This is a genomic window from Novosphingobium subterraneum, assembly GCF_000807925.1.
Classification (GTDB): domain Bacteria; phylum Pseudomonadota; class Alphaproteobacteria; order Sphingomonadales; family Sphingomonadaceae; genus Novosphingobium; species Novosphingobium subterraneum.
This window is the reverse complement of the sequence record NZ_JRVC01000031.1, coordinates 34,766-48,054: the sequence shown is the minus strand read 5'-3', so window position 1 is coordinate 48,054 and position 13,289 is coordinate 34,766. Positions and strand designations below refer to the sequence as shown.

The following is a 13,289-nucleotide window of genomic DNA, read 5'->3' as shown; positions in this document are numbered from 1 at the left end:
TGCCCGCCGAGTCATAGCCGCGATATTCCATCCGCCGCAGGCCATCGACCAGCCGGTCTGCCACCTGTTCCTTGCCGACGATTCCGATGATTCCGCACATTTGGGGATGGGCTTTCGTTTAGAGTGTTGTGGCGCTTAGAGCGTATAGGGCACGCGGATGCCGGGCATGGTTGCCGGAAAATCCTTGGTATTTCGTGTAATCAGAATGGCCCCGTTAACCTGTGCAGTAGCCAGGATATAGGCATCCATCAGCTTCATCCGGCTGCGATAGCGGATATCGGCTGCTGCAGTGGCGATCCGCGCATCGATTTCCACGCAATCGAAATGGCTCAAGGCTTCACGCACCAGATCGCGCCTTTCCAGTGCTTCACCGGCCATCACTTCGGTCCACACGATCCTGCTGATGCGGTGGCTGCGATATCGCGCGATCTCCTGCGTGGCATGGGGCATCCGCCGCAGCCAGTCGATCACGATGTTGGTGTCGAAAAACGGTGCCGACACGGTCAGATGTCTTCGTAAGGTCGGCGATCCTCGCGCATGGCGCGCTGATATTCGACGCTGTCGCCGATATCGGTGCGATGGGCCCACAACCCGGCATAGCGGTCAATCCAGTCGTTGCTCGTATCGCTCTGCACGAGAAAAAGCTTCACCGCCTCGCGCACGAGCGCGGCCCGCGACTTGCCCTGTTCGCTGGCACGCGCATCAAGCGCGGCAATGTCTTCATCCGGGATATCGGCGAGGATACGAGTCATTGTGATATCATGATATGATATCGTGCTATCGTCAAGTCCTGAGGAACGCATCCCTGCCCTCGCCGGTTGCCTGTGGAAACCCATCGCAGGAGCACCCGATGAGCATTTTCAGCAAGATTATGGACGCCATCTCGTGGAAGGGCACGCGCCCGACCCAGACCGGCCAGACGCCAAAACCCGCGCCCACCGCAACCCCTGCTGCCCCTTCGCCATCGACGCCGGCGCCGGCGCCCGCACCAACGGCAACCGCAGCCCCCGTTTCGCAGTTTGACGTCGAAGCCAATCTTGCCGAAATGGCGCAGGGCAAGGACCTCAACTGGCGCAGCTCGATCGTCGACCTGATGAAGCTGCTCGGCATCGATTCCAGCCTTGCCAACCGCAAGGAACTCGCCCAGGAACTGGGCTACACCGGCGCCCTCGACGGTTCGGCCGAAATGAACATCTGGCTGCACAAGGCAACCATGCGCAAGCTGGCGCAGAACGGCGGCAAGGTGCCGGCGGCGATGCTGGATTGAATGTGCGTGAGGGTAAGGGTGCGTCCCTTACCCCCGCTTTTCGGCCTTCTTCTTCTTCATCGCATCGTGGAAGCGGTCGGCCCAGCCCGGTTTCACCAGCTGTTCGGCCCGCACCATCCGCAGCTCGCCATCGGCCACGTCGCGTGACACTGCGCTGCCTGCCGCGACGATGGCGTCCGCGCCGATCTTCACGGGGGCGATCAGCGCCGAGTTCGAGCCGATGAAGGCACGCTCGCCGATAGTGGTCTTGTACTTGAAGTAGCCGTCATAGTTGCAGGTGATCGTGCCTGCGCCGATGTTCGCCTCGGCACCCACTTCGGCATCGCCGAGGTAGGTGAGGTGGCTGGCCTTGGCGCCGCGGTGCATGACCGTGTTCTTGACCTCGACGAAGTTGCCGACCTTGACGTCCTCCTCCAGCTTCGCACCAGGCCGCAGGCGGGCATAGGGACCGATGTGGACGCCGGGCGAGAGCGTCGCGCCTTCGAGATGGCAAAAGGCGTGGATCGTCACGCCATCGGCCACGGTCACGCCGGGGCCGAAGAACACGTTGGGCTCTACCGTCACATCGCGGCCAAGCACGGTGTCCCACGAAAACCACACGGTTTCGGGCGCGATCAGCGTTGCGCCATCGGCCATGGCCTGCGCCCGGCGGCGCAGCTGCCAGCGGCCTTCGGCTTCGGCAAGCTCCGCGCGGCTGTTGATCCCGGCCACTTCATCGGCATCGTCGGTGACGATCACGGCACAAGTCCGCCCATCGGCAATCGCGATGTTGACCACGTCGGGCAGGTAGTATTCGCCTTGGGCATTGTCGTTGCCGACGCGGGCGAGCAGGCCGAACAGGTCCGCGCTGCGCACCGCCATGAGGCCCGAATTGCACACGCGGCAGGCACGCTCCTCGTCGGTCGCGTCCTTGTGCTCGACCATCTTCACGATCCGCCCATCTTCAGCAATCACGCGTCCGTATTGCAGGGTATCGGCGGGCGCGAAGCCCAGCACGACCGCGGCTGGCGCATCATTTTCATGCAATCGCGCGATCATCGCCCGCATCGTTTCGGCGCGCACAAACGGCACGTCGCCATAGAGAATCAGCACATCGCCCTCAAAACCGGCGAGCGCGCCCTCGGCCTGCTGCACGGCGTGCGCGGTGCCCAGCTGCGGGTCCTGCACGGCAATCGTCGCAGATCCGCCGAGCGCCTTTTCCAGCTGCTCGCGCCCGTGCCCTGCCACCACCACCTGACGCTGCGGCGAGAGCTCCGCAGCGCTCGCCATCAGGTGCCCTACCATCGGCCTGCCCGCGATCGGATGCAGCACCTTGTGCAGGTCGCTCTTCATGCGGGTGCCTTTTCCGGCGGCGAGGACGATAATGGCGAGGGGGGTCTGTTCAGTCATGGCCGCACCCTTGCCAGACAAATCTTGCGCTTTCCAGAACAGCGCGCCACTTGGGCGCACCATGGCGGATTTTCCTTATGCAATCGTCGGATTCGATCTCGACGGCACGCTGCTCGATACCAGCCGCGATCTCGGCGTCGCGCTCAATCACGCGCTGGCTCTCGCAGGCAGGCCACCTGTGCCGCTGGAGGAGACGAAGCGCCACATCGGCGGCGGCGCGGCGCAGATGCTGCGTTCGGCGCTGACGGAATCGGGCGGGGTGGACGAGGACGCCTTCCCCGGCCTGCAGGCGAGCCTGATCGAATTCTACGGCCACAACATCGCCCACCACACCGAACTTTTTCCCGGTGGCGCAGCGATGATGGACGAACTCGACGCGCGCGGCGTGAAGATCGCCATCGCCACCAACAAGGCTGAAGACCTGGCGGTCAGGCTGTTCGAGGAACTGGGCCTGCTCCACCGCTTCGCCTGCGTGATCGGCGGCGATACGCTGGGTCGCCATCGGTCGAAGCCCAAGCCCGACATGCTGCACGAAATGGTCGCGCGCTGTGGCGGAGGCCCTGCAGCTTTCGTCGGCGATACCACCTTCGACGTGGGCGCCGCCAAGGCCGCGCAAATGCCGGTCGTCGCCGTCCGCTTCGGCTTTAACGACCTTCCGGCTGACGAGCTTGGCGCCGATGCCGTAATCGATCATTACGATGAGCTGGTGCCGACGCTGGAGCGTCTCGCCAGCGTTGCGCAGAGCGTCTAGGCTTTCCCGGATGACCGCTCCCCTAGCCCTTACCATCGGCGATCCGGCAGGCGTCGGCCCGGAACTTGCCGCCGCCGCGTGGGCGTTGCGCGATAGCGAAGGCTTGCCCCCGTTCTTCGTCGTCGGCTCGGCCCGCGTTGTCGAGGAAGCGGCGCGACGGCGTGGCATCTCGGCGCTGGTCTGCACGGTCAAGGCGCCCGATGAAGTGGCGGAATGCTTTGACGGCGCGCTGCCGGTGCTGGACCTTGCCGATCTGCGCTACACTCCGGGCGAGCCTGACGACGCGGGCGCCAGCCTTGCCCTGAATGCGCTTGCCACTGCCACCGGCCTCGTCCGTTCAGGCGCGGCATCGGCGCTGGTCACTGGCCCCATCGCCAAGAGCCGCTTGGCAAGGGTCGGTTTCGATCACCCGGGGCAGACTGAATTCGTGGCGCAAGCCTGCGGCGTGACGGCCGAGAACGCGGTGATGATGCTCGCCGGGCCAAGCCTCAAGGTCGTGCCGATCACCGTCCATGTGGCGCTGCGGCTGGTGCCCGACATGCTCACCGCCGAACTGATCCGCACCCGCGCCGCGATCACCGCTGCGGCCCTGACGCGCGACTACGGCCTCACCGCCCCGCGCCTCGCGGTCGCCGGGCTAAACCCCCACGCGGGCGAGGACGGGCGCATGGGCCATGAGGACACGCAGGTTGTCGCTCCCGCCGTGGCCTTGCTCCGTGACGCCGGGATCAACGCCTTCGGACCGCTCCCGCCGGATACCATGTTCCACGCCGAAGCGCGCGAGAGCTATGACGTGGCCATCTGCATGTACCACGATCAGGCGCTGATCCCGATGAAGGCGCTGGATTTCGATGCTGGCGTGAACGTGACGCTCGGCCTGCCGATCATCCGCACCTCGCCCGATCACGGCACCGCCTTCGCCATCGCCGGCACCGGCAAGGCGCGCGTCGGCCCCACTATCGCAGCGCTGCGCATGGCGGGCGAATGTGCCGCGCGGAGGGCTTCGGCATGACCGACCTCCCCCCTCTACGCGACGTCATCAATCGCCACGGCCTCTTCGCCACCAAGGCGCTCGGCCAGAACTTCCTGTTCGACGAGCAGTTGCTCGATCGCATCGCGCGCGTCCCGGGCAAGCTCAAGGGCGAGAATGTTCTCGAAGTCGGTCCCGGCCCCGGCGGCCTGACCCGCGCCCTGCTGCGTGCAGGCGCAAACGTCACCGCGATCGAAATGGACAAGCGCTGCATGCCTGCGCTTGCCGAACTGTCCGATGCCTTTCCCGGCCAGCTGACCGTGATTCAGGGCGATGCCACAAGGATCGATCCGGCAACGCTGTTTGAAGGTCCGTGGCACGTCGCGGCGAACCTGCCCTACAACGTCGGCACGCAGCTGTTCACCGGCTGGCTATCCGGGCAAGACTGGCCGCCGCAGTGGAAATCGTTGACGCTGATGTTCCAGCTGGAAGTGGCAGAGCGCATCGTCGCCGCGCCCGGCACGGATGCCTATGGCCGCCTTGCCGTACTGGCACAGTGGCGCGCGTCCCCGCGCATAGCGATGAAGGTTCACCGCAGTGCCTTCACTCCGCCGCCCAAGGTCATGTCGGCGATCGTCCATGTCGAGCCCGGCACGATGCCCGAAGGCGTCTCCGCCCGCATGCTGGAGCGCGTGACGGAAGCCGCCTTCGGCCAGCGCCGCAAGATGTTGCGCCAGTCCCTGAAGGGCCTGCCCGGCGCGCTGGACGCGCTCGAAGCGCTCGGCATCGACGCACAGCGCCGGGCCGAGACGTTGAGCGTGGAGGAATTCGTCTCCATCGCCCGCGTGCTGACGAAGTAAGGGCGGACCCGCAGGCCCGCCCCCTTCAAGTTCAGGCCGGCTCGGCGACCTTCGCCAAAGCGGCCTTCTTCTTCAGGCGCCATGCATGCAACAAAGGCTCGGTATAGCCGTTGGGCTGCTCCACCCCGTTGAACACCAGATCGCAGGCCGCACGGAAGGCAAAGCTTTCTTCCCAGTTTCCGGCCATCGGCTCGTAGAGCGGATCGCCCGCGTTCTGCGCATCAACCTTGGCTGCCATGCGCTTTAGGCTGTCCATGACTTGTTCGTTGGTGGCCACGCCGTGCAGCAGCCAGTTGGCCATGTGCTGGCTGGAAATCCGCAAGGTCGCGCGGTCCTCCATCAGCCCGATGTCATTGATGTCCGGCACCTTGGAGCAGCCGACGCCCTGATCGATCCAGCGCACGACATAGCCCAGCAGGCCTTGCGCGTTGTTGTCCAGTTCCTCGCGCACTTCCTCTTCCGACCAGTTGGCACCATCGGCCAGCGGAATGGCGAGAAGCGCGTCCAGACCCGGTGTCGCTTCCTGCGCAACGTCGCGCTGAACCCCGAACACATCGACCTGATGATAGTGCATCGCGTGCAGCGTTGCCGCCGTGGGCGAAGGCACCCAGGCCGTGTTCGCCCCGGTGCGGGGATGCGCGATCTTCTGTTGCATCATGTCGTGCATCATGTCGGGCGCGGCCCACATGCCCTTGCCGATCTGTGCCTTGCCCGAAAGGCCGTGGGCCAGCCCGATGCAGACGTTGCGCTTTTCGTAAGCCGCGATCCAGCCAGATCTCTTGATGGCCCCTTTCCGGATCATCGCCCCCGCCTGCATCGAGGTGTGGATCTCGTCGCCGGTGCGGTCGAGGAAGCCGGTATTGATGAACACGATGCGGTCGCGAACCTTCTCGATGCAGGCGGCGAGATTGGCAGACGTGCGCCGCTCCTCGTCCATCACGCCGACCTTCACGGTGTGGCGTTCCAGCCCGAGCAGGTCCTCGACCGCGTTGAACAGGTCGTTGGTGAAGGCGACCTCTTCGGGACCGTGCATCTTGGGCTTGACGATATAGATGCTGCCGGTGCGGCTGTTGCGGTGGCGGCCCAGGCCCTTGAGGTCGTGCATGCCAATCGCCGACGTGATCACAGCGTCCATGATGCCTTCCGGTATCTCGCTGCCGTCCTGGAGCAGGATCGCCGGATTGGTCATCAGGTGGCCGACATTGCGCACGAACAGCAGGCTGCGCCCCGGCAGCGTGATCGCCTCACCCTTGGCCGAAGTCCACTCGCGGTCCGGCTCAAGCGCGCGGGTCATGGTCTTGCCGCCCTTGCTGAATCTCGCCTCGAGATCGCCGCGCATCAGGCCGAGCCAGTTGCGATAGGCCAGCAGCTTGTCTTCGGCGTCGACTGCAGCGACCGAATCCTCGAGGTCGACAATGCTGGTCAGCGCCGCTTCCATGACGATATCCGCAATGCCCGCCTTGTCATCCATGCCCACCGGGTGCGTCCGGTCCAGCACGATTTCGACATGCATACCGTTGTTGCACAGCAGAATGCCACCGGGTTTCGTGCCGGCAAACTGCATCTCATCGCACAACGGCAGGCTGCTCGCCCCGTCCCATTCGGTCCAGCTCATGCCGTCCAGCGGGAATGTCAGGTCAAGGAACGCGCGGCCTGCGCGGACCACCGCCGCGCCGCGTTCCTTGTCGTAGCCGCCCGGCCGGGCCGGGGCCGCATCGAGCGCGTCGGTGCCGTACCAGGCATCGTAGAGACTACCCCAGCGCGCATTCGCCGCATTGAGCACGAACCGGTCATTCAGAACCGGCACGACCAGCTGCGGCCCTGCCATGCAGGCAATCTCGCGGTCGACGTTTTGCGTGCCGATCACGAAATCCTCAGGCTCTGCCACAAGATAGCCGATCTCGGTCAGGAACGCGCGATACTCGGCAGGATCGATCGGCTTGCCCTTGCGTTCGTGGTGCCAGGAGTCGATCAGCGCCTGCAGCGCCTCGCGCTTGTCCAGCAACATGCGGTTTACCGGGGCGAAATGGCCGACCAGCGCGGCAAAGCCCTGCCAGAATGCGCCCGCGTCAAGCCCAAGTGGCCCGAGCACGTCATTGTCGATGAAGCTGGCGAGGTTAGCGTCGACCTTCAGGCCGCTGCGTTCGATACGTCCGTTCATTTCACCCATGTCCATACGCTCACATAAGCGGCGCCCCGCAAATCTTGCGAAAAGCCGAATCCGATGAACCTGGGGAGGAACGGCTAAAGCCTATGCATGATCCGACATTGCATTGCAATCATGCGAAAGTCGTGCCTCAGCCGAATGCCTCTGCATAGAGCCGCTCGATCTCCGCCGCATCGGGCACGCGCGGGTTGTTGCCGGGTGATCCCGAAGCCAGCGCCTGCCGCGCCATTTCCGGCACCACCTCGAACCATCGCGCCTCGCTGATACCGTGAGAACGCGGGGATGGCACGGACAGGTCAGCGTTCAACGCTGCCAGTTCCACCAGCAGCCGCGCCACCGCCGCCTGATCGCCCTCGTCTGCACCGGCGACGCCCATCGCCCGCGCGCAATCGGCATAGCGCGCAAGCGCGGCTGGCGCGGAGAAGGCCGTCACCGCAGGCAGCAGCATGGCGTTGGAAAGCCCGTGCGGCACATGAAAGAACGCGCCCACCGGTCGGCTCATGCCATGAACCAGCGCCACGCTGGCGTTGGAGAATGCGATCCCCGCATGATGCGCCCCCACCATCATCGCCTCGCGCGCTGCCCGGTTGCCCGGCTCGTTACAGGCAGTGCGAATGGCGGGCGCGATCAGCTTCATCGCCGAAAGCGCCATGGCATCGCTGAAGGCATTGGCCTTTTTCGAGACGTAAGCCTCGATCGCATGGGTAAGCGAATCGATGCCGGTATCGGCTGTCAGCCGCGCGGGCTTGCCCATGGTCAGTTCGAAATCGACGATCGCCACGGTCGGCAGGAAAGCAAGGCCAGCGCAAAGCATTTTCTCGCTGCTGGCCTCATCGGTGACGATGGTGAACTTCGTTGCCTCCGATCCGGTCCCAGCCGTGGTCGGCACGGCGATGATCGGCAGGCCGGGCACCTCCGTCGTTGCCGGAGTCTTCATCGACTGGACCGGCCTCGGCTCCACCGCCAGTGCGGCAATGGCCTTTGCCGTATCGATCGGGCTGCCGCCGCCGAAGCCGATAACGCAATCGCAATCGGCAGCACGCAGAGCCTCCAGCGCAGCTTCAACCACCGCCACGGTCGGATCGGGCACCGTATCGGCGAACACGGTCGCATCGATGCCGGCTTTGTCGAGCACGGCGAGCAACGTCGCCACCATCCCGCTGCTCACCAGGAATGCGTCGGTCACGATGAACGGTCGGGACACCCCGCACTGGGCAAGCGCTTCCGGCAATTCGGCCAGTGCGCCGCCCCCTACCCTGATGATCCGTGGAAGATTGATCGCCGCCATACCTGTCCTCTTGCCAAAGCCTGCCTATCCGACCGCAAATCGCGGCGGACGGCAAGCTGGCAAAAGCACCCGTTCGGGCCGTCACCGCTCAATTCCGTCGGGCATCACCAAGCGGCTCTGCCGTGACGGGAATCACCGCTCCATCGGGATAGGGCATGATCAACGTACCGTCGGGCGCAGCGGTAAAGGTCGTCTGCGTGGGATAGGGTATGCTGATTCCTTCGGCGGCAAAGCGCTCCATGATCGCCACCAGCAAGCGATCGCGCAAAGGATGCGCTACGTTCCAGTCAGCACCAGGCACGTCGAGGATCAGGGTGAAATCAAGCGAACTGGCTCCGAACGCCTCGAAGCCTGAGCGGGCCACTTTCGCGCCTTCCGCCTCGCCCAGCGCCTTCAGCATTGCCGGAATCCGCGCCAGGGTTTCAGGCGGGGTTTCATAGGCAACGCCAATCGCGAAAGTCAGGCGGATGTGATCGCGCACGGTAAGATTGCTGATCTCCTTGTCGAGCAGGTTCTTGTTCGAAACCACCAGCAGTTCTCCGCTTACCAGCCTGATACGGGTGGTGCGCATGCCGATGATCTCGACAGTTCCGGTATTCCCGCCCCAGCTGATCACTTCCCCCACCTTGAAAGGCCGGTCGAACAGGATCGAAATGCCGGCAAACAGGTCGGAGAAGATGCCTTGAGCCGCAAGACCGATCGCAATGCCGCCGATGCCAAGGCCCGCAACGAGCCCGGCGACATTGACGCCAAGGTTTCCGAGGATGAGGACGAAGGCAATGGCGAAGACAAGGAATGTCACCAGCGCCCTCAGGATGTTGAGTGCCGAATTCAGCGCACCGTTGGCGTGTTGTGCTTCACCTGCGCGATGTTCGATCAGGCCGATCGTCAGTTCCCGAACCCACAGCGCTGCCTGGAAGGTGAGGCCGACGGTGAAGAGGAAGCGAATGGTCTTGTCCAGCCAGACCGGTGTCTGCGCGTAGCTGGCTACCGCCTCCGCTGCGACCAGCACGATGAACCAGAATCGCGTGCGGCTTGCCATTCGGCCGATGATTGTCTTCCAGCCGACCAGCGCCTCGCCTTCGGGGCAGAACCGGCGCCCGAGGTTGCGGATGGCGACAAGGACCAGAACGACGACAGCCGCGATGCCGATGGCGATCGAGATGCGCAACCAGTTGTCGGTAATCCAGCCGGTCGTATCGGCAATCAGAACGTCGGGGCTGGATGGAAGAGCGAGCGCGGCGGCCTTCGGAGTAACGATCATGCCTTGTTCAAGCGATGGTCCGCCGATCCGTTCCCTAGCGCCCCTGCATGTCCCGCGCTTCGGCCGGTATGTGCACCACCAGCCCGTCGAGCGCCTCGGTAAGTTCGATCTGGCATGACAGGCGACTCGTCCGCGTCACCCCGGCAGCCAGGTCGAGCATGTCCTCCTCATCGTCGATCGCTGGCGGCAGTTTCGCAAACCAGTCGGCATCGATGACCACATGGCAGGTGGAGCAGGCCATCTGGCCCTCGCAGGTGCCCTCAAGCGGCATGCCCTTGGCTTGCCCCAGTTCCAGAAGTCGCGTCCCCGCTTCGCCTTCTGCGGCGATCTTTTCACCCTTTGCGGTGACGAAGGTGACGCTGACCATGGTTACAAGACTCCCTGCGCGCGCGCCGCGGCGTTGATCGCCTCGGCAGCCTGTTCCAGTTCATCATCCCCCGTATAGCGTCCGAAACCGATGCGGATCGCGGTTCTGCTATCCCTGTCCGAAAGTCCGAGCGCGCGCAAGACATGGCTTGGCCTGCCCGACCCGCTGGCACAGGCCGATCCCGCTGAAATTGCGATCGTGCGGCATTCCGACAACAGTCTCGCCACGTCCAGCCCCGGCAATCGCAGGTTGAGATTGCCATACCAGCGCTCGGTGGCGCTCCCGTTCAGAATCCATCCCTCGAACAGAGACAAAGCCTTCGCCCACAGCTTATCCACATGAAGCCGGTCGGTTTCCGACAGACTTGTGCACAGGGCCGCCGCGGCGCCGAAGCCCGCGCAGAGCGCTGGCGAGAGCGTACCCGAACGCAAGCCGCCCTCCTGCCCCCCGCCATGGATCAGGGGCGCAAGTTCCACCCCGTCACGCACCCACAGCGCGCCGATGCCTTTCGGGCCATAGAGCTTGTGCGAGGACACCGCGATCAGGTCAGCCCCTTGCGGAGCGGCGATCTTGCCCGCCCCCTGCACCGCATCGCACAGGAACAGCGCGCCCATGTCGCGTGCCCGCCGGGCCAGCGCTTCGATCGGCTGGATCGTGCCGATCTCGTTGTTGACCTGCATTACCGCGACAAGACCGGTTCCCGCCGGAATCGCCACCTCAGGATCGACCAGACCCGCACCATCGACCGGCAGCACCGCCACAGCGGGATCAAGAACCCGCGCCGTATCCAGGACCGCCGCGTGTTCAATGGCGCTGACCGCCAGCCGCTTTCGGCCACATCCAGCCAGAGCAAGGTTGATCGCCTCGGTCGCGCCCGAGGTGAAGACCACGCGCCCGCCGGGCGGGAGCAGCGCCGCCACCTGCTCGCGCGCAACCTCGACCGCGGCTGCGGCGGCACGCCCTGCACGGTGGGGGCTATGCGGATTGGCGAATCCCATGGCCTCTTGCCCCGCCAGCCACGGCATCATTGCCTCGCGCGCTTGAGGAGCGAGCGGCGTGGTCGCCTGATAATCGAGGTAGATCACCCCCGGATCTCCTTCCACACCTCGACAAAGCGGGCAATCTCGGCCTCGGTCGTCTCGCGCCCGATGGACACGCGGATGACCTCGCCCGGATGGGCATAGCTCATCGCCGTCAGCACGTGGCTCGCCTTCAACGAGCCGGACGAACATGCGCTCCCGGCGGAAACGGCGATCCCTGCGCCATCGAAGCGGATCAATTGCGCCGCGCTGGATTTGCCCGGCATGCGGTAGGCGGCAATCGTCGGGCTGCGCGGGGAATCTTTCGCGACAATTTCCGCCCCGATTTCAAGCATTTGACTCTCAAGCGATTCCCGCAAACCTGAAGCGCGCTTGAGCCATGCATTTCCAGCCTCCAGCGCTGCCGCCATGCCCAGCACCAGCGGCATCGGCTCGGTCCCGGCACGATAGCCGCGCTCCTGGCCGCCGCCGGGGTGCAGCAGGCCGTAACTGCGCACGAGCAACGCGCCGATGCCCACCGGTCCGCCAAACTTGTGCGCCGAAACCGCGATCATGTCGGCCTCGGGCAGCGGAAGCTTGCCTGCGCCCTGCGCCGCGTCGACCAGCATCAGCGCATTGCTGGACTTTGCCAACGCGGCCAGCGACGCGAGATCCTGCATCACGCCGGTTTCGCTATTGACCTGCTGGATTGCCAGAAGCGCCGGCCCTTCCTCCTTTAGCGCCTGCTCAAGGCCGGAAATGCTGACCAGGCCATTCGCATCGACGGCCAGGCGAACAGCGTCTGGCGTCAGCCGCAGCACCGCCTCATGCTCTACCGCGCTCGTGATGTTCCTGTTATGTTTCCCCGGGGAAACTTTTTTCGTGGCAATCTCCAGCGCCTCGCTTGCTCCGCTGGTGAAGATCACCTCGCCGTCCCAGGCAAGCGCCTTCTTCACCCGCGCCCGCGCATCCTCCAGCGCCGCCCTTGCCGCGCGTCCCGCTGCATGGGGGCTAGAAGGGTTGGCCCAGATGCGCCAGCCCTCCTCCATCGCCGCCAGTGCCTCAGGCAGCAGCGGGGTTGTGGCGGCGTGATCGAGATAGATCGGATTTAGCGGCAAGATTCGCCCCGGAATGCGTGGAAAGATTGCTTTCGAAGGCTCGGTTTCTATATAGCCATCAGCTTAATTCCCAGCCCCGGCATTCCGTGCCGCATAGGGCCAGATCACAGGATTACCGGACAGGCAATGCCCGCAGTCATTTTCCCCGGCCCCGAAGGCCGCCTCGAAGGCCGTTTCCAGCCCGCCAGCCGGCCCCGAGCACCGGTTGCGATGATCCTCCACCCGCACCCGCAGGCGGGCGGCACGATGAACGATCGCATCACGCAGGCGCTCTACAAGACCTTCGTGGCCCGCGGCTTTGCCACGCTGCGCTTCAACTTCCGTGGCGTCGGCCGCAGCCAAGGCAGTTTTGACAACGGCATCGGTGAACTCAGCGACGCCGCAGCCGCGCTCGATTGGGTCCAGTCGATCCACCCCGAAGCCAGCACCACCTGGATCGCAGGCTATTCGTTCGGCGCGCTGATCGGCATGCAGTTGCTGATGCGCCGCCCTGAGATCCGCGGCTTCATCTCGGTGGCGCCGCCCGCCAACATGTACGATTTCAGCTTCCTTGCCCCATGCCCCGCCTCGGGCATCATCGTGCAGGGCACGGCGGATACGGTCGTTACGCCCAACGCGGTGCAGAAGCTGGTCGACAAGCTGCGCACGCAGAAGCACATCACCATCCATCACGACGAAATCCCGCGTGCCAACCACTTCTTCGAGAACGAGATGGATGACATGATGCGCGCGGTCGACAACTACCTCGACATGCGCCTCTCGCCGGATTGCCCGATCCGCTGATGCATTGGAGCCGGCTGGTAGGAATGCCGCCCAGCCGGCCCCCTGA

Annotated in this window: 14 protein-coding genes; 5 read left to right on the top strand and 9 right to left on the bottom strand. The window is 64.7% G+C overall.

All coding sequences use genetic code 11. The features are described from left to right. Positions 1 to 135: 135 nt before the first annotated feature. Both NJ75_RS21320 and NJ75_RS21315 read right to left on the bottom strand, forming a co-directional pair. Positions 136 to 501, bottom strand: coding sequence for a type II toxin-antitoxin system VapC family toxin (locus tag NJ75_RS21320; RefSeq protein ID WP_039337932.1), 366 nt, complete (start codon positions 499 to 501; stop codon positions 136 to 138). 2 nt (positions 502 to 503) lie between these two features. Continuing rightward, the gene (locus tag NJ75_RS21315; protein WP_039337931.1) at positions 504 to 752 is read right to left on the bottom strand and encodes a ribbon-helix-helix protein, CopG family; all 249 of its coding nucleotides are present in this window, start codon (positions 750 to 752) and stop codon (positions 504 to 506) included. A 98-nt stretch (positions 753 to 850) separates the two neighbouring features. Between NJ75_RS21315 and NJ75_RS21310 the strand changes: the two genes are divergently transcribed. After that, positions 851 to 1,267 carry a DUF3597 domain-containing protein gene (locus tag NJ75_RS21310; RefSeq protein ID WP_039337930.1) on the top strand — a complete coding sequence of 139 codons (417 nt, stop codon included), beginning with the start codon at positions 851 to 853 and terminating at the stop codon, positions 1,265 to 1,267. 27 nt (positions 1,268 to 1,294) lie between these two features. On the opposite strand, the gene glmU is transcribed toward NJ75_RS21310, so the two are convergent. Beyond that, on the bottom strand, positions 1,295 to 2,656 hold the full coding sequence (gene glmU / locus NJ75_RS21305; protein WP_039337954.1) for a bifunctional UDP-N-acetylglucosamine diphosphorylase/glucosamine-1-phosphate N-acetyltransferase GlmU: 1,362 nt from the start codon (positions 2,654 to 2,656) through the stop codon (positions 1,295 to 1,297). A gap of 61 nt (positions 2,657 to 2,717) precedes the next feature. Between glmU and NJ75_RS21300 the strand changes: the two genes are divergently transcribed. From NJ75_RS21300 to rsmA, 3 genes are read left to right on the top strand one after another with little or no spacing between them, the layout of a single operon-like run. After that, positions 2,718 to 3,407, top strand: coding sequence for an HAD-IA family hydrolase (locus tag NJ75_RS21300; protein WP_039337929.1), 690 nt, complete (start codon positions 2,718 to 2,720; stop codon positions 3,405 to 3,407). 10 nt (positions 3,408 to 3,417) lie between these two features. After that, complete coding sequence (pdxA, locus tag NJ75_RS21295; RefSeq protein WP_039337928.1) at positions 3,418 to 4,419, top strand: 4-hydroxythreonine-4-phosphate dehydrogenase PdxA; 1,002 nt, start codon at positions 3,418 to 3,420, stop codon at positions 4,417 to 4,419. Further along, positions 4,416 to 5,237 carry a 16S rRNA (adenine(1518)-N(6)/adenine(1519)-N(6))-dimethyltransferase RsmA gene (gene rsmA, locus NJ75_RS21290; RefSeq protein ID WP_039337953.1) on the top strand — a complete coding sequence of 274 codons (822 nt, stop codon included), beginning with the start codon at positions 4,416 to 4,418 and terminating at the stop codon, positions 5,235 to 5,237. The genes pdxA and rsmA overlap by 4 nt, the downstream gene beginning before the upstream one ends. A 31-nt stretch (positions 5,238 to 5,268) precedes the next feature. Here the strand turns inward: rsmA and NJ75_RS21285 are convergent, their stop codons facing one another. From NJ75_RS21285 to NJ75_RS21260, 6 genes are all read right to left on the bottom strand, one after another. Beyond that, entirely contained in the window at positions 5,269 to 7,398 is a 2,130-nt protein-coding gene (locus NJ75_RS21285) for a malate synthase G (RefSeq protein WP_039337952.1), read from the bottom strand. Between the two features lie 136 nt (positions 7,399 to 7,534). Beyond that, a complete protein-coding gene (locus NJ75_RS21280) occupies positions 7,535 to 8,692 on the bottom strand; it encodes an iron-containing alcohol dehydrogenase (protein WP_039337927.1) in 1,158 nt (385 codons plus the stop codon). Positions 8,693 to 8,780: 88 nt separating this feature from the next. After that, positions 8,781 to 9,956, bottom strand: a complete 1,176-nt coding sequence (locus tag NJ75_RS21275) for a mechanosensitive ion channel family protein (protein ID WP_039337926.1) — start codon at positions 9,954 to 9,956, stop codon at positions 8,781 to 8,783. Positions 9,957 to 9,990: 34 nt separating this feature from the next. Next, entirely contained in the window at positions 9,991 to 10,323 is a 333-nt protein-coding gene (locus NJ75_RS21270; RefSeq protein ID WP_039337925.1) for a 2Fe-2S iron-sulfur cluster-binding protein, read from the bottom strand. 2 nt (positions 10,324 to 10,325) lie between these two features. Further along, positions 10,326 to 11,408: a cysteine desulfurase family protein gene (locus NJ75_RS21265; RefSeq protein ID WP_039337951.1), complete on the bottom strand. Its 1,083-nt coding sequence runs from the start codon at positions 11,406 to 11,408 to the stop codon at positions 10,326 to 10,328. Further along, positions 11,405 to 12,460: a cysteine desulfurase family protein gene (locus NJ75_RS21260; RefSeq protein WP_039337924.1), complete on the bottom strand. Its 1,056-nt coding sequence runs from the start codon at positions 12,458 to 12,460 to the stop codon at positions 11,405 to 11,407. The genes NJ75_RS21265 and NJ75_RS21260 overlap by 4 nt, the downstream gene beginning before the upstream one ends. Positions 12,461 to 12,586: 126 nt before the next feature. Between NJ75_RS21260 and NJ75_RS21255 the strand changes: the two genes are divergently transcribed. Then, complete coding sequence (locus NJ75_RS21255; RefSeq protein WP_039337923.1) at positions 12,587 to 13,243, top strand: alpha/beta hydrolase; 657 nt, start codon at positions 12,587 to 12,589, stop codon at positions 13,241 to 13,243. Positions 13,244 to 13,289: the final 46 nt, after the last annotated feature.